The sequence below is a fragment of the Rhizobacter sp. P3_C12 genome, assembly GCF_056402735.1.
The window spans coordinates 1-14,931 of the sequence record NZ_JBFUGW010000161.1; the positions used below are offsets into that span (position 1 = coordinate 1).

Sequence of the window (14,931 nt, forward strand, 5' to 3'; positions counted from 1 at the left end):
TCCTGCAGAAGAGCGCGAAGGAGCTGGGCGTCGAGGCCAAGCGCATCACCGAGGCGGCGCTCGCGCGGCTGATGCAGTTCGACTTCCCCGGCAACGTGCGGCAGCTGGAGAACATCTGCCACTGGCTGACGGTGATGGCACCGGCCCAGGTGGTCGAAGCCAAGGACCTGCCGCCGGAGTTCCAGGGCGACCTGGTGGCGATCCCGGCGCGCGTGCCGGCGGCCGTGGGCGAGGTGGGCGAGGCGATCCCGACGGTGGTCGGTGGCTCGGGGGCCCATGCCATCGCGCCGGTGGCCGCACCGCTGCCGGACGCGGTGGCGGCCATCGCGGGCGGTTCGCCGACCGGCACGCACTGGCTGGCCGATCTCGAGCGCGAATCGCGCGCGATGCTGCAGGCCGGGCTGCCGGAGGTGTGGGACACGCTGACACGCAAGTTCGAGGCGCRGCTGATCCACACGGCGCTCGAGATCACGCGCGGGCGGCGCATCGAGGCGGCGCAGAAGCTCGGGATCGGGCGCAACACGATCACGCGGAAGATCCAGGAACTCGGCCTGGACGATTGAAATTCCGGTCGGCGTTTTTGTGCTGCAAAGGCGCGTGCGGGGAGGCTGTGGCTCGCCGGCCGGTGCGGTCTTCGCCCCTTTCGGGGCGAAGACTCCCCTCCACTGACTGATTTCATGGCCCGTCGCCCAAACTCCCGCCACTCGCTTCGCTCGTTGTGGTCAAACAGTGGGCGACAGTCAGTGCACGAAGCGTGCTGCGCACGCGGGCCATGAAATCAGCCAGTTCCGGCGCCCCGTCCCTATTGGCGCTCCACAGCCTCCCCGCACGCGCCTTTGGCCACCACCGCTCTTTGGGAGAGGTGACAAGCGAACAAGTGGAGGTTGATACCCGGGTGTCACCCGGGCTTGTTCTTGGCATGCACCGAGCTCCACACTCTCCGCCCGCGACTTTGCTCGCGCAAATSGTGAACCGAATTCGCGATCGGACTACGAGAGTTCAGCGATGACAGGCGCGTGATCGCTAGGCCGCTCGTTCTTGCGCGTCGGCTTGTCGATCACGCATGACATGACCTGGCCCTTCAGCGCGTCGCTCACCAGGATGTGGTCGATGCGCAGCCCCTGGTTCTTGCGGAATGCGAGGTTGCGGTAGTCCCACCAGCTCCAGCTCTTCGGCGGCTGCTCGAACAGGCGGAACGAGTCGTGCAGCCCGAGCGACAGCAGGCCCTCGAAATGCGCGCGCTCCTCGGGCGTGCACAGCACCTGCCCCGCCCACGCGACCGGGTCGTGCACGTCGCGGTCTTCCGGCGCGATGTTGTAGTCGCCCATCAGCACCAGGTGCGTGTGGCGCGTCAGCTCGTCGGCCAGCCAGGTGCGCAGCGCCGTCAGCCACTTCAGCTTGTACTGGAACTTGTCGCTCTCGACCGATTGCCCGTTCGGAATATAGGCACCCACCACGCGGATGCCATTGACCGTGCCGGCGATCACGCGTGCCTGCTCGTCGGCATGGCCGGGAATGTTCTTCACGATGTCGCTCGCCACCGTGCGCGACAGCAGCGCGACACCGTTGTACGTCTTCTGCCCGAACCACTGCACCTGGTAGCCGGCGGCCTCGATCTCGGCGCTCGGGAACTTGTCGTCGGTGAGCTTGGTTTCCTGCAGCACGATCGCGTCGGGCTGGTGCAGCGCGAGCCAGTCGATCAGCTGCGGCAGGCGCACCGCGAGGGAGTTGACGTTCCAGGTGGCGAGTTTCACGGGCAAACCTTTCGGCTTTCGGGTGGAGGCGCGCATCGTACCCGCTGGGCGCGGCGCGGCTTCGCGTCGGCGCACGCGATTGCGCTTCGAGATCGGCGGCGGCGGCGCCAGCTGGCAGCATCCATGCGATGACGATTCCCTCGCTTCGCGACGTTCCCGACCGCTTCGACAGCCCGCGCCTGACGATCCGCTGCCCGCAGTCCGGCGACGGGCCACGCGTGCATGACGCGATCGTCGCGTCGCTCGACGCGCTGCGCCGGTTCCCGGCCTCGCTGCCGTGGGCGATGGCCGAGCCCACGCTCGACAGCGCCGAACAGTTCTGCCGCGAAGGACGTGCGCATTTCATGATGCGCTCGATGATGCCGATGCTGATGTTCCTGAAGGGCAGCGACACGCTGGTCGGCGTCGGCAGCCTGCATGCGTTCGACTGGGCGGTGCCCAAGTGCGAGATCGGCTACTGGGCGCATTCGGCATTCACCGGCCGCGGCCTCGTCACCGAGGCGGCGCAGGCCATCACCGACCTGGCGTTCGGCCCACTCGGCATGCGCCGCGTCGAGGCCCTGCCCGATGCCGGCAATGTCGCCAGCTGGCGGGTCTGCGAGCGCGCCGGCTACACGCTGGAAGGCACGCGGCGCAACGACCGCATCACACCGGACGGCATGTTGCGAGACTCAAGGGTCTACGCACGGATTCGCTGAACGACGGCGCCGACTCGAAGTGGATGCAGCCGCGCTGCAGGCACGACTGGTACTCGCGCACCGACAGCGTCGCGGCCTGGCGCTCGCCGTCCGCGTGCCAGACCAGCTTGACCCACAGCGCGCCTTCGATGACCCAGCACGCGCCCGCCGGAATCTCCCGCAGGCCTTCGTCCGCGTGCACCTCGAACCCCGCAATGACCATCCCTCGTTTCATCGCAACCTCCTGTGGTGGGTGCCATCCGGGGTTCTTCGATCCCGGCGCAGCCTCACTGTAGGGGCCGACCTTCGCGGGCGCCGTGGGTTGATTCCGACGCGTGTGTAGGACATCGCCGCGAGATGCGGTCGGGCGGCCTAGATGAGGGTCGCTTCGAGCGAGATGTCCGCCTTCAGCAGCTTCGACACCGGGCACCCGGCCTTCGCCTTCGCCGCGAGTTCCTGGAACGTGGCGTTGTCCGCGCCAGGCACGTTGGCCTTCAGCGACAGGTGGACCGCGCTGATCGCGTAGCCGCCTTCGACCTGCTCCAGCGTGACCTTGGCCGTCGTGTCCATCTTCTCGGCGCGCAGCTTGGCTTCACCGAGGATCAGCGACAGCGCCATCGTGAAGCAGGCCGCGTGCGCCGCGCCGAGCAACTCCTCGGGGTTGCTGCCGGGCGTGCCTTCGAAGCGGCTCGCGAAGCCGTAGGGGTAGTCCTTCAGCGCGCCGCTCTCGGTCGAGATCGAGCCCTTGCCGTCCTTGATGCCGCCGGACCATTGGGCCGAGCCCTTGCGTTGGATCTTCATGCCGCTCTCCTGGAAGTGGAGCGCGCAGCGTAGCGCTTTACGCCTACCAATGGAACCAGGCGGCGATCCCCAATCCCATGCCCAGCACGCTCAGGCCATACACCACGTATTCCGCCCAGCGCCGCTTCGTCAGCAGCGCGATCGCCGCCATCGCGATCGAGATCGACAGCGCGGTGGTCGCCTGCGCCCAGCGGTGGTGCTGGTGCATCTGCTCCTCGCTCTGCTTGTCGAAGGCGGTCGATTCGTCTTCCAGCTTCTTGGCCGCCGTCATGATCTCGGCCTTCTCGGTCTTGTAGCGCTTGATCTCCTCGGTGTAGAACGCGCGCCGGCCCTCGGGTGCCAGCTCGACCGCCAGCTCGGCCAGGTTCTGCTTGCTGCTCTTGGCCTGGTAGTAGTTCCACTGGTTCGAGGCCTCGGTCTTCTTGATCGCGGCGTCGTTCTTGTAGAGCCCCGCGTTGGCCTGCGTCGCGCCGCCCATGTACGAGAAGATCGCGCCCACCGTCGCGAGGATCGCGGTGATCACCGCCAGCTGGCCGGCGTGGCCGTCGGGGTTGTGCTGGGCCGCATGCTCCAGCTCGTGGTCGTGCGGGCCGTGGACGTGGAAACCGTGTTCGGACATGTCATCCTCCTCGTGATTGTGGAAACTGCGTGATCAGACTTTGCGTCTGTAGGTGACCCAGCGGTAGCGGATGCCATCGGGGCTGGTCTGGAACTCGCCGGGTTCCGCACTGAACTGCGCGGGGTCCCAGTCGGGGAAGAACGCATCGGCGTCGAACTCGGCATCGAGCTCGGTCAGCACCAGCTCGTCGACCCTCGGCAGCGCCTCGCGGTAGATCTCGGCACCGCCGATCACGAAGGCCTTGTGCACGTCGCCGGCCAGCGCGATCGCCTCGGCCAACGAGCCGGCGCGCTCGGCGCCGGCAGCCTGCCAGCCCGGCTGGCGCGTGATCACGATGTTGCGGCGGCCCGGCAGCGGGCGGCCGATCGAATCCCAGGTCTTGCGGCCCATCAGCACCGGCGCGCCGAGCGTGGTGCGCTTGAAGAACTTCAGGTCCTCGGAGATGTGGCAGAGCAGGGCGTTGCCCTTGCCGATCGCGCCGTGCCGGGCGACGGCAGCGATCAGGCTGATCAGTGGTCGGGAGCGTGTCATGGGCGCGATTGTCGCCTCGGGCGACGCCGGGTTTCGTGTCAGCCGGGCATCGCGGCGTCCCGTCCATTCGTCAGGTGCTGCTGCATCAGCTGCTGCACCTTCGCGCCGTCGCGCGCCTTCAGGGCGGTCATGATCCGGCGATGCTCCTTCAGCGAGGCCTCGAGCCGCCCCTGCTTGAACAGCGAGTGGTGCCGGTTCAGCTTCATCACCTTGCGCAGGTCGGTGACCAGCTGGTGGCGCCAGCGGTTGTCGGCGATCTCCAGCAGCCGCATGTGGAACTGCTCGTTGGCGCGGAAGAACGCATCGCGGTCAGCCACGCTGTCTTCGAGCGCCTGGTGCAGCGCCTGCAGCTCGGCCAGTTGCGCGTCGGTGGCCCGCGTGGCGGCGGCTGCGGCGGCATCGCTCTCGAGCAGCGCCAGCAGGTGGAACACCTCGGCCAGGTCGCGCTCGGACACCTCGGTGACGTAGGCGCCGCGGCGCAGCTTCATCGTCACCAGCCCTTCGGCGGCCAGCACCTTGAGGGCCTCGCGCAGCGGGGTGCGGCTGATGCCGTACTCGGCGGTCAGGGCTTGCTCGTCGATCCAGCTGCCGGGCGCCAGCGTGTGGGCCATGATGCGCGCACGCAGCCGCTCGGCGACCTGCACGTAGAGGGCCTGGGTGGCCGGCAGCCGGGCAGCGGCCGGCGATTTGCCAGCGGGGACGGTGGAAACCTTGGACATATAATTCAATTTTGAATTATGGATGACGCCTGCCAGGTCGTCCAGCGGAGCGGGCCCATGTCTGACCAGAAAAAATCGGAAGCCAAAGACGCGTTGTTGAATTCCGATGCGCTGCCCGCATGGCAGAAGGCGGCCGCGAAATCCGCGCCGGGCGGGAATGTCGACGCGCTCGACTGGGTGACGCCCGAAGGCATCCGCGTGAAGCCGCTGTACACCGCCGCCGACACCCGCGAGTTGCCCTACACCGACACGCTGCCCGGGTTCGCGCCGTTCGTGCGCGGCCCGCAGGCGACGATGTATGCGGTGCGGCCATGGACCATCCGCCAGTACGCCGGCTTCTCCACCGCCGAGGCCTCGAACGCCTTCTACCGCAAGGCGCTCGATGCCGGCGCACAGGGCGTCAGCGTCGCGTTCGACCTGGCCACGCACCGCGGCTACGACAGCGACCACCCGCGTGTGACGGGTGACGTCGGCAAGGCGGGCGTCGCGATCGACAGCGTCGAGGACATGAAGATCCTGTTCGACGGCATCCCGCTCGACAAGGTGTCGGTGTCGATGACGATGAACGGCGCGGTGCTGCCGGTGCTGGCGGGCTATGTGGTGGCGGCCGAGGAGCAGGGCGTGCCGCAGGAGCAGCTGAGCGGGACTATCCAGAACGACATCCTCAAGGAGTTCATGGTCCGCAACACCTACATCTTCCCGCCCGAGCCGAGCATGCGGGTGATCGGCGACATCATCGCGTACACCGCGAAGCGGATGCCGAAGTTCAACTCGATCAGCATCAGCGGCTACCACATGCAGGAGGCCGGTGCGAACCAGGCGCTGGAGCTGGCCTTCACGCTGGCCGATGGCAAGGAGTACGTGAAGACGGCGTTGGCCAAGGGGCTGGACGTCGACGAGTTCGCCGGGCGGCTGAGCTTCTTCTGGGCCGTCGGGATGAACTTCTACCTCGAGGTGGCCAAGATGCGCGCCGCGCGGCTGCTGTGGTGGAGGATCATGAGCGGCTTCGGCGCGAAGAACCCGAAGAGCCTGATGCTGCGCACGCACTGCCAGACCTCGGGCTGGAGCCTGACCGAGCAGGACCCGTACAACAACGTGGTGCGCACGACGGTCGAGGCGATGGCGGCGGTGTTCGGCGGCACGCAGAGCCTGCACACCAATGCGCTCGATGAAGCCATCGCGCTGCCCACCGACTTCAGCGCACGCATCGCGCGCAACACGCAGCTGATCATCCAGGAAGAGACGCACATCACCAGCGTGGTCGACCCGTGGGCCGGCAGCTACATGATGGAGAAGCTGACGCAGGACATGGCCGATGCGGCCTGGGCGCTGATCGAGGAAGTGGATGCGATGGGCGGCATGGTGAAGGCCGTCGACAGCGGCTGGGCCAAGCTGAAGATCGAGGCGAGCGCCGCCGAGAAGCAGGCGCGCATCGATTCGGGCAAGGACGTGATCGTCGGCGTCAACAAGTACCGGCTGAAGCAGGAAGACCCGATCGACATCCTCGACATCGACAACCATGCGGTGCGCGAGAACCAGCTGAAGCGGCTCGCGCAGGTGCGCGCGGCGCGCGATGCGGCGGCGGTCGAGCGCAGACTGGCGGCCTTGGGCGCGTGCGCGGCGGGTGGCGAAGGCAACCTGCTCGCGTTGGCCATCGATGCGATCCGGGCCCGCGCGACGGTGGGCGAGGTGAGCGATGCACTCGAGAAGGTGTGGGGGCGCCACCGCGCCGATACGCAAAAGGTGACCGGTGTGTACGCTGCCGCTTACGACAGTGCCGAAGGGTGGGCGAAGCTCCAGCAGGAGATCGCCGAGTTCGCGCAGGCGCAGGGCCGGCGCCCGCGCGTGATGATCGCCAAGCTCGGGCAGGACGGGCACGACCGCGGCGCGAAGGTGGTGGCAACCGCGTTCGCCGACCTGGGTTTCGACGTCGACATGGGCCCGCTGTTCCAGACCGCCGAGGAGTGCGCGCGCCAGGCGATCGAGAACGACGTGCATGCGGTGGGTGTGAGCACGCTGGCGGCGGGCCACAAGACGCTGGTGCCGGCGATCATCGAATCGCTGAAGGCGCAGGGCGCGGACGACATCATCGTGTTCGTCGGCGGCGTGATCCCGCGGCAGGACTACGACTTCCTCTACGAGGCCGGCGTGAAGGGCATCTACGGGCCGGGTACGCCGATTCCGGCGAGTGCGAAGGATGTGCTGGAGCAGATTCGAAAAGCTGTTGCGGGTTGAGCGAACGGACGACCGCGTGAAGCCGTTCTTCGTCTACATGCTGCGCTGTGYGGATGGCAGCTTCTATGTCGGGCACACCGATGAACTGGAGCGGCGTGTCGCGCAGCACCAGGCGGGGGAGATCCCGGGGTACACGCATGAGCGGCGGCCGGTGGAGCTGGTGTGGATGCAGGAGATGGCGACGCGCGAGGAGGCCTTGGCGGGAGAGCTTCGGGTGAAGGGCTGGAGCCGGGCGAAGAAGCAGGCGCTGGTGGCGGGAGACTGGGAAAAGGTTTCCGAACTCGCACGTTCGAAGCGGACAAAGCCCCCCTCCGTTCGCCCTGAGCCTGTCGAAGGGCTGGTGCGAGGTGAGGCAGGGCTTCGACAGGCTCAGCCCGACCCTTCGACAAGCTCAGGGCGAACGGGCCTTCCCTCCGTTCGCCCTGAGCTTGTCGAAGGGCCTGCCGGCATGGACAAGTCGTTGCTCGAAGGCATCCTCGCCCACCAGCGCCGTTCCATCGCCAAGTCCATCACCCTGCTCGAATCCACCCGCCCCGACCACCGCCTGCGCGCCGACGCGCTGCTGAACGCCTTGCTGCCGCACACCGGCCGCGCGCTGCGGCTCGGCATCTCGGGCGTGCCCGGTGTCGGCAAGTCGACCTTCATCGAGGCCTTCGGCCTGCACCTGATCGCGCAGGGCCACCGCGTCGCGGTGCTGACGGTCGACCCGTCGTCCACCGTCTCGGGCGGCTCCATCCTCGGCGACAAGACGCGCATGGAGCAGCTGTCCGTCAACGACGCCGCCTACATCCGCCCGAGCCCGTCGTCGGGCACGCTCGGCGGCGTGGCCGAGAAGACCCGCGAGGCGATGCTGGTCTGCGAGGCCGCCGGCCACGACGTGGTGCTGGTCGAGACCGTCGGCGTCGGCCAGAGCGAGACCGCGGTCGCCAGCATGACCGACATGTTCGTGCTGCTGCACCTGCCCAATGCCGGCGACGACCTGCAGGCCATCAAGAAGGGCGTGATGGAGCTCGCCGACCTGGTCGTCATCAACAAGGCCGACCTCGACCCGGTGGCCGCGACCCGCGCCGAAGCCCAGATCACCAGCGCGCTGCGCGTCTTCAGCTTCCACGGCCGGCCCGACCACGTTCCCCCGGCACGCGTGATGCAGATCAGCGCGCTCAAGTCGCAAGGCATCGATGAATTCTGGCAACGCGTGCAGCAGTTCGCCGACGAGCGCCGCGCGAGCGGCGAGTTCGAACGCCGCCGCCAGCGCCAGGCCCAGGCCTGGATGTGGGACCTGATCCACGCGCGGCTGCACGCCGACTTCAAGCACCATCCCCGCGTGCACGCGGCGCTGGCCGGTGTCACGCAGGACGTCGCCGCCGCGCGCGTCGCCCCGTCATCGGCCGCGCACACGCTGCTGCGCCTTTTCTTCTCGTCCCCGTCTTCATCTCCGGAGTGAGCCGACATGCACGACATCCTCGAACAACTCGAAGCCAAGCGCGCGCTCGCCCGCCTGGGTGGCGGCGAGAAACGCATCGCCGCCCAGCACGGCAAGGGCAAGCTGACCGCGCGCGAGCGCATCGAGCTGCTGCTCGACGAAGGCACCTTCGAGGAATGGGACATGTTCGTCGAGCACCGCTGCCACGACTTCGGCATGGCCGACAACAAGGTGCCCGGCGACGGCGTCGTCACCGGCTACGGCATGATCAACGGCCGCCTCGTGTTCGTGTTCAGCCAGGATTTCACGGTGTTCGGCGGCGCGCTCAGCGAAGCCCATGCCGAGAAGATCTGCAAGGTGATGGACCAGGCGATGAAGGTCGGCGCGCCGGTGATCGGGCTCAACGATTCGGGCGGCGCGCGCATTCAGGAAGGCGTGGCTTCGCTCGGCGGCTATGCCGAGGTGTTCCAGCGCAACGTGATGGCCTCGGGCGTGGTGCCGCAGATCAGCATGATCATGGGGCCGTGTGCCGGCGGCGCGGTCTACTCGCCGGCGATGACCGACTTCATCTTCATGGTGAAGGACAGCTCGTACATGTTCGTCACCGGCCCCGAGGTCGTGAAGACCGTGACGCACGAAGAGGTGACGGCCGAGGAGCTGGGCGGCGCCGCCACCCACACCAGCCGCAGCGGCGTCGCCGACCTGGCCTTCGAGAACGACGTCGACGCGCTCGCGATGCTGCGCCGGCTCTACAACTACCTGCCGCTGAACAACCGCGAGAAGGCGCCGGTGCGGCCGAGCAACGACCCGGCCGAGCGCATCGACCTCTCGCTCGACACGCTGGTGCCCGACAACCCGAACAAGCCCTACGACATGAAGGAGCTGATCGTGAAGACCGCCGACGACGGCGACTTCTTCGAGCTGCAGCCCGAGTACGCGAAGAACATCATCATCGGCTTCTGCCGCATGGAGGGGCAGACGGTGGGCATCGTCGCGAACCAGCCGCTGGTGCTGGCCGGCTGCCTGGACATCAAGAGCAGCATCAAGGCGGCGCGCTTCGTGCGCTTCTGCGATGCGTTCAACATCCCGGTGGTGACCTTCGTCGACGTGCCGGGCTTCATGCCGGGCACCAGCCAGGAGTACGGCGGCATCATCAAGCACGGCGCCAAGCTGCTGTACGCGTACGCCGAGTGCACAGTGCCGAAGATCACGGTGATCACGCGCAAGGCCTATGGCGGCGCGTACGACGTGATGAGCTCCAAGCACCTGCGCGGGGACGTGAACTTCGCGTGGCCGAACGCCGAGATCGCGGTGATGGGGGCGAAGGGCGCGGTGGAGATCATCTTCCGCGACGAGAAAGGCGATCCGGCCAGGCTGGCCGCGCGCGAGGCCGAATACAAGGCCAAGTTCGCGAATCCGTTCGTGGCCGGCGCACGCGGCTTCATCGACGATGTGATCCAGCCGCACGAGACGCGCCGGCGCATCTGCCGGTCGCTGGTGATGCTGCGCAACAAGAAGATCGAGAACCCGTGGCGCAAGCACGGGAACATTCCGCTGTGAGGGGCATGAAGATGTTCACCAAGATCCTGATCGCCAACCGCGGCGAGATCGCCTGCCGCGTGATCCACACCGCGAAGAAGATGGGCATCCAGACGGTCGCCGTCTATTCCGATGCCGATCGCGACGCCCGCCACGTGGAGCTGGCCGACGAAGCGGTGCACATCGGCCCGGCGCCGTCGCGCGAGTCCTACCTGGTGATGGACAAGATCATCGCCGCCTGCAAGCAGACCGGCGCGCAGGCGGTGCACCCGGGCTACGGCTTCCTGAGCGAGAACGAGGAGTTCGCGCGCCGCGTCGAGGAAGAAGGCATCGTCTTCATCGGTCCGAAGCATGCGTCGATCGCCGCGATGGGCGACAAGATCGCCTCGAAGAAGCTTGCCGCGGCGGCGTCGGTCAACACCATTCCCGGCCACAACGCCGCGATCGACACCGCGCAGCATGCGGTCGAGATCGCGAAAGGCATCGGCTACCCGGTGATGATCAAGGCGAGTGCCGGCGGCGGCGGCAAGGGCCTGCGCGTCGCGTTCAACGACAAGGAGGCGTTCGAAGGCTTCACCGCGTGCCAGAACGAGGCCCGCAACAGCTTCGGCGACGACCGCGTGTTCATCGAGAAGTTCGTCGAGGAGCCGCGCCACATCGAGATCCAGGTGCTGGGCGATGCGCACGGCAACACCGTCTACCTGTGGGAGCGCGAGTGCTCGATCCAGCGCCGCCACCAGAAGGTGATCGAAGAGGCGCCCAGCCCGTTCCTCGATGAGAAGACCCGCCAGGCGATGGGCGAGCAGGCGGTGGCGCTCGCGAAGGCAGTGAACTACCAGTCGGCCGGCACGGTGGAGTTCGTGGTCGGCAAGGACCGCAGCTTCTACTTCCTCGAGATGAACACCCGGCTGCAGGTGGAGCACCCGGTGACCGAAGGCATCACCGGGCTCGACCTGGTGGAGCTGATGATCCGCGTGGCCGCCGGCGAGAAGCTGCCGTTCACGCAAGGGCAGATCAAACGCGACGGCTGGGCGATGGAATGCCGCATCAACGCCGAAGACCCGTTCCGCAATTTCCTGCCGTCGACCGGCCGGCTGGTGCGCTACCTGCCGCCGCAGCAGCAGGGCGGCGTGCGCGTGGACACCGGCGTCAGCGAGGGCGGCGAGATCCCGATGTTCTACGACTCGATGATCGCGAAGCTGATCGTGCACGGCCGCGACCGGGCCGACGCGATCGCGAAGATGCGCGAGGCGCTGAACGGCTTCGCGATCCGCGGCATCAACTCGAACATCCCGTTCCAGGCGGCGCTGCTCGCGCATCCGAAGTTCGTCGCCGGCGACTTCAACACCGGCTTCATCGCCGAGCATTTCCCGAAGGGCTTCTCGGCCGAACTGGTGACGCCTGCCGATCCGCTGTTCCTGCGCGCGCTGGCGGCGGTGGCGAACCGCCAGCACCTGGAGCGCGCGGCGCGCATCAGCGGGCAGATGCCGGGGCATGAGTTCCAGGTCGGCGATGCCTTCGTCGTCGTCGTGCCGCTGGGCGAGGGGCGCAGCGAGCGCACCGCGCTGACGGTTCGGCCGCAGGGCGGGGCCTACGAGGTGCGCATCGGCGACGCGCAGTACCTGATCGAGTTCGATTCGAACCTGCGCGACCTGGTGATCCACGGGCACTGCAACGGCCAACCCTTTGTCGCGCAGATCGAGCGGCTGGGCCTGCCGTACCGCGTCTCGCACGACGGCGCGCAGATCGAGGCGCGCGTGCTGGCACCGCGCGTGGCCGAACTGCAGGCGCTGATGCCGTTCAAGGCGCCGCCGGATCTGTCCAAGTTCCTGCTGTCGCCGATGCCCGGCTTGCTGGTCGACGTGGCGGTGACGCCGGGGCAGCAGGTGCGCGCCGGCGAGCGGCTCGCGACGATCGAGGCGATGAAGATGGAGAACATCCTGGTGGCGTCGCAGGACGCCGTGGTTGCCGAGGTGTCGGCCGCGAAGGGCGAGAGCCTGGCGGTCGATCAGGTCATCATCCGGTTTCAGTGAGTTGCGGGCAGGGCTTCGACAGGCTCAGCCCGAACGGAAGGCACCCGTTCGCCCTGAGCTTGTCGAAGGGCCGCACTGAGCCTGCCGAAGTGCCGTACACGACAAGGAATTCACGATGAACACGCGTCCCTTCAAGGTGCTGGGCATCCAGCAGGTCGCGATCGGCGCCGAGCGCAAGGAGCGCCTGCGCACGCTGTGGGTCGACATGCTGGGCCTCGAGGTCACCGGCAACTTCGTCAGCGAGCGCGAGAACGTCGACGAGGACATCTGCGCGATGGGGCATGGTGCGTTCAAGGTCGAGGTCGACCTGATGCAGCCGCTCGACCTGCAGAAGAAGCCGGCGGTGCACACGACGCCGCTGAACCACATCGGGCTGTGGATCGACGACCTGCCGCGCGCGGTGGAATGGCTCACCGCGAACGGCGTGCGCTTCGCGCCGGGCGGCATCCGCAAGGGCGCGGCCGGCCACGACATCTGCTTCGTGCACCCGAAGAGCAACGACGAGTTCCCGGTCGCGGGCGAGGGCGTACTGATCGAGCTGGTGCAGGCGCCGCCGGAGATCGTCGCGGCGTTGGGGGCGCCTGCCTGAGCGTGCCTTATCCGGTGATGTGAAAGTACCCGATGGTTGGGTAGACGCCGTTCCACTGCACGAAGCAAGTCGAGTAGTAGACCGAGACCACTTTGCCCGACGAATAGGCTGCCAGGAATGATCCGTAGGCCAGCTTGCCGCCGGGCGTGCTGGCATCCCAGCGAAACTCCAGCGTGGGTGCCGCACAGGTTGTGCCACTCAGCCCGGGGAAGGGCGCCCCGTCCAAGGTCACGAAGCAATTCACGCCTTCGCATCCGATGTCGACGATGTGCCGGAAACCGGTCGATCCGGCGTCAGCATGCGCAATGGTGGGGGTGATGGCTGCTGCAAGCGCCAGCGCAGAGGCGACGCCGGCGACCGATCGCAGGACGTCGTTGAGATGTGAGCCGAGATTCAAGGACACGAAAACTCCTCCTGATGGATGAACGCAAGGCGAGGAAGCATATCCGCGCCTGATGTGGTTTCGGCCCGTGCCCGTTGCCTCATCACGATCAAGCTCGCTCGACACTTGGTGGTCGATGCCGCAGGGCCGTCCTCTCGATCAGGCTGAACGGCGTGATGATCGAGTTGCTGCAGGCGCCGCCGAAGATCGTCGCGGCGTTGGGCTGATGCGCTTGTGGCTTGTCATCGGCTTGCGATAAGCTGCGACTTCTGCTGTCATGCTGCCTCCGATGCGAAGCAGCTTGACCGGACGGGCGCGAGGCTTCCAAAGAAGGCCGGTTGAAGCGCCGCTGCACGCGGGCACAGAGGCGGCCGCCGGCCGCTGTCAGGGAGGACAGCATGATTCTTATGGAAGCGTTGCACGCTCGCGGTGGCGTGCCCGCATGGCAGGTGGCTCGCCACGCTGCGGCGCTGATGGCCTGTGCGCTGTTGACCAGCGTTGCGCAGGCGCAGATGGCGATTCCCGGCAGCTTTTCAGTCTCGCCCGATGGCGCGGCGACCTATGGCATTCCGATCCAGGTACCACCCGGTATCGCCGGCATCGAGCCGTCGCTGACGCTCGGGTACAACAGTCGCTCTGGCAACGGCCCCCTCGGCGTGGGGTGGAATGTGTCGGGGCTGTCACAGATCACGCGCTGCCCGCAGACCTTGCCGCAGGACGGCGCGCAGACCGGCGTCAACTACACGGCGTCCGACCGCTTCTGCCTGGATGGGCAGCGGCTGATGGTGGTGGCCGGCACCTATGGTGCGGCCGGGTCCGAGTACCGCACCGAGCTTGAGAGCTTCTCCAAGGTGGTGGCCAACGGCGCTGCAGCCGGCGGCGGACCGACCAGCTTCGTCGTCAAGACCAAGGCCGGGCTGACGATGGAGTTCGGCAACAGCGCCGACAGCAGCATCGAGGTGGTGGGCAAGACGCCGGTGGTGATTCGTGCGTGGCCGCTCAACAAGATCGTCGACACCAAGGGCAACACGCTGACCGTGACTTATCTGAAGGACACGACGAACGGCGTGTTCAACGGGGGGTACTACCCGCTGCAGATCGACTACACGGGCAATGCGACGACGGGGTTGCTGCCGGCCAGCAATGTGCAGTTCGCGTACGACACCGTTCGGGCCGATGTCAATGTCGGGTACCAGTCGGGATTTTCGGTCACGAATCGCCTTCGGCTGCGCACCATCGCGACGAACTCCGTCGGTGTGAACGTGCTGAGTTATCAGCTGACTTATTCGGCGACGTCGGCGGGCAGTCGTTCACGGATCGAGTCGATCAAGGTCTGCTCTCCATCGGCGGGCTGCCTGCCGGCGACCGTGATGGCGTTCCCGTCAGACCCACCCGCGACCTTCTACTACGGACAATACTTCAGTCCTGGGGGCACCGACCAGTGCTTGGCTACGTGTGGAACCTGGCGCAGCCTCGATCTCAACAATGATGGCATTGCCGACCTCGTGCACTTGAAAGACAGCGCGGGCCACTACAGCGTGTGGCTGTCCACCGGAATTGGAACGTTCAGCGTCACAGAATACACCTCGAGTGAGGACCTGACAGTCGGTAGTTGGCAAACGATGGACG

16 protein-coding genes and 1 pseudogene are annotated in these 14,931 nt (G+C 67.0%); 9 read left to right on the forward strand and 8 right to left on the reverse strand.

The annotated features are described in order from the left end of the window. The coding region (locus tag AC1DXV_RS21945; protein WP_477935517.1) for an AAA-type ATPase lid domain-containing protein at nucleotides 1-563 on the forward strand (563 nt) is incomplete at its 5' end. Between the two features lie 426 nt (nucleotides 564-989). Here AC1DXV_RS21945 and xth read toward each other — a convergent pair. Further along, complete coding sequence (xth, locus tag AC1DXV_RS21950) at nucleotides 990-1,754, reverse strand: exodeoxyribonuclease III (protein ID WP_477874437.1); 765 nt, start codon at nucleotides 1,752-1,754, stop codon at nucleotides 990-992. A gap of 128 nt (nucleotides 1,755-1,882) precedes the next feature. Here xth and AC1DXV_RS21955 point away from each other — a divergent pair, with 128 nt between their 5' ends. Continuing rightward, nucleotides 1,883-2,452: a GNAT family N-acetyltransferase gene (locus AC1DXV_RS21955; RefSeq protein ID WP_477935519.1), complete on the forward strand. Its 570-nt coding sequence runs from the start codon at nucleotides 1,883-1,885 to the stop codon at nucleotides 2,450-2,452. On the opposite strand, the gene AC1DXV_RS21960 is transcribed toward AC1DXV_RS21955, so the two are convergent. The 5 genes from AC1DXV_RS21960 to AC1DXV_RS21980 all read right to left on the reverse strand — a co-directional run bounded on the left by AC1DXV_RS21960 (nucleotide 2,400) and on the right by AC1DXV_RS21980 (nucleotide 5,101). After that, entirely contained in the window at nucleotides 2,400-2,666 is a 267-nt protein-coding gene (locus tag AC1DXV_RS21960; protein ID WP_477868698.1) for a hypothetical protein, read from the reverse strand. The genes AC1DXV_RS21955 and AC1DXV_RS21960 overlap by 53 nt on opposite strands. A gap of 137 nt (nucleotides 2,667-2,803) precedes the next feature. Next, nucleotides 2,804-3,226: an OsmC family protein gene (locus tag AC1DXV_RS21965; RefSeq protein ID WP_477868702.1), complete on the reverse strand. Its 423-nt coding sequence runs from the start codon at nucleotides 3,224-3,226 to the stop codon at nucleotides 2,804-2,806. Nucleotides 3,227-3,275: 49 nt separating this feature from the next. Further along, a complete protein-coding gene (locus AC1DXV_RS21970; RefSeq protein WP_477868696.1) occupies nucleotides 3,276-3,851 on the reverse strand; it encodes a DUF4337 domain-containing protein in 576 nt (191 codons plus the stop codon). Nucleotides 3,852-3,884: 33 nt separating this feature from the next. Then, entirely contained in the window at nucleotides 3,885-4,382 is a 498-nt protein-coding gene (locus AC1DXV_RS21975) for a dihydrofolate reductase (protein ID WP_477935521.1), read from the reverse strand. A 38-nt stretch (nucleotides 4,383-4,420) separates the two neighbouring features. Continuing rightward, entirely contained in the window at nucleotides 4,421-5,101 is a 681-nt protein-coding gene (locus tag AC1DXV_RS21980; protein ID WP_477935523.1) for a GntR family transcriptional regulator, read from the reverse strand. Between the two features lie 57 nt (nucleotides 5,102-5,158). Between AC1DXV_RS21980 and scpA the strand changes: the two genes are divergently transcribed. The 6 genes and pseudogenes from scpA to AC1DXV_RS22010 all read left to right on the forward strand — a co-directional run bounded on the left by scpA (nucleotide 5,159) and on the right by AC1DXV_RS22010 (nucleotide 12,920). Further along, nucleotides 5,159-7,336: a methylmalonyl-CoA mutase gene (gene scpA, locus AC1DXV_RS21985; protein WP_477868690.1), complete on the forward strand. Its 2,178-nt coding sequence runs from the start codon at nucleotides 5,159-5,161 to the stop codon at nucleotides 7,334-7,336. 37 nt (nucleotides 7,337-7,373) lie between these two features. Further along, a pseudogene (locus AC1DXV_RS21990) lies at nucleotides 7,374-7,565 on the forward strand (GIY-YIG nuclease family protein); the annotation flags it as partial. A gap of 219 nt (nucleotides 7,566-7,784) precedes the next feature. Next, nucleotides 7,785-8,780 carry a methylmalonyl Co-A mutase-associated GTPase MeaB gene (gene meaB, locus AC1DXV_RS21995; protein WP_477935532.1) on the forward strand — a complete coding sequence of 332 codons (996 nt, stop codon included), beginning with the start codon at nucleotides 7,785-7,787 and terminating at the stop codon, nucleotides 8,778-8,780. Between the two features lie 6 nt (nucleotides 8,781-8,786). After that, nucleotides 8,787-10,319, forward strand: coding sequence for an acyl-CoA carboxylase subunit beta (locus AC1DXV_RS22000; RefSeq protein WP_477869681.1), 1,533 nt, complete (start codon nucleotides 8,787-8,789; stop codon nucleotides 10,317-10,319). An 11-nt stretch (nucleotides 10,320-10,330) separates the two neighbouring features. Then, complete coding sequence (gene accC / locus AC1DXV_RS22005) at nucleotides 10,331-12,331, forward strand: acetyl-CoA carboxylase biotin carboxylase subunit (protein WP_477935525.1); 2,001 nt, start codon at nucleotides 10,331-10,333, stop codon at nucleotides 12,329-12,331. A gap of 115 nt (nucleotides 12,332-12,446) precedes the next feature. After that, nucleotides 12,447-12,920: a VOC family protein gene (locus AC1DXV_RS22010; RefSeq protein WP_477935527.1), complete on the forward strand. Its 474-nt coding sequence runs from the start codon at nucleotides 12,447-12,449 to the stop codon at nucleotides 12,918-12,920. Between the two features lie 7 nt (nucleotides 12,921-12,927). Here AC1DXV_RS22010 and AC1DXV_RS22015 read toward each other — a convergent pair whose 3' ends face one another. Both AC1DXV_RS22015 and AC1DXV_RS22020 read right to left on the reverse strand, forming a co-directional pair. Continuing rightward, complete coding sequence (locus tag AC1DXV_RS22015; protein ID WP_477875166.1) at nucleotides 12,928-13,323, reverse strand: hypothetical protein; 396 nt, start codon at nucleotides 13,321-13,323, stop codon at nucleotides 12,928-12,930. Nucleotides 13,324-13,411: 88 nt separating this feature from the next. Beyond that, nucleotides 13,412-13,702, reverse strand: a complete 291-nt coding sequence (locus AC1DXV_RS22020; RefSeq protein ID WP_477935528.1) for a hypothetical protein — start codon at nucleotides 13,700-13,702, stop codon at nucleotides 13,412-13,414. Between AC1DXV_RS22020 and AC1DXV_RS22025 the strand changes: the two genes are divergently transcribed. Beyond that, nucleotides 13,701-14,931: SpvB/TcaC N-terminal domain-containing protein (locus tag AC1DXV_RS22025; RefSeq protein WP_477935530.1), on the forward strand; the 1,231-nt coding region annotated here is incomplete at its 3' end. The genes AC1DXV_RS22020 and AC1DXV_RS22025 overlap by 2 nt on opposite strands.

Coding starts and splice junctions, on each gene's coding strand:
- AC1DXV_RS21970 (WP_477868696.1), bottom strand. CDS start 3,851: ATGTCCGAACACGGTTTCCACGTCCACGGCCCGCACGACCACGAGCTG.
- meaB (WP_477935532.1), top strand. CDS start 7,785: ATGGACAAGTCGTTGCTCGAAGGCATCCTCGCCCACCAGCGCCGTTCC.
- accC (WP_477935525.1), top strand. CDS start 10,331: ATGTTCACCAAGATCCTGATCGCCAACCGCGGCGAGATCGCCTGCCGC.
- scpA (WP_477868690.1), top strand. CDS start 5,159: ATGTCTGACCAGAAAAAATCGGAAGCCAAAGACGCGTTGTTGAATTCC.
- AC1DXV_RS22000 (WP_477869681.1), top strand. CDS start 8,787: ATGCACGACATCCTCGAACAACTCGAAGCCAAGCGCGCGCTCGCCCGC.
- AC1DXV_RS22020 (WP_477935528.1), bottom strand. CDS start 13,702: ATGCTGTCCTCCCTGACAGCGGCCGGCGGCCGCCTCTGTGCCCGCGTG.
- AC1DXV_RS21975 (WP_477935521.1), bottom strand. CDS start 4,382: ATGACACGCTCCCGACCACTGATCAGCCTGATCGCTGCCGTCGCCCGG.
- AC1DXV_RS21980 (WP_477935523.1), bottom strand. CDS start 5,101: ATGTCCAAGGTTTCCACCGTCCCCGCTGGCAAATCGCCGGCCGCTGCC.
- AC1DXV_RS22010 (WP_477935527.1), top strand. CDS start 12,447: ATGAACACGCGTCCCTTCAAGGTGCTGGGCATCCAGCAGGTCGCGATC.
- AC1DXV_RS21955 (WP_477935519.1), top strand. CDS start 1,883: ATGACGATTCCCTCGCTTCGCGACGTTCCCGACCGCTTCGACAGCCCG.
- AC1DXV_RS21960 (WP_477868698.1), bottom strand. CDS start 2,666: ATGAAACGAGGGATGGTCATTGCGGGGTTCGAGGTGCACGCGGACGAA.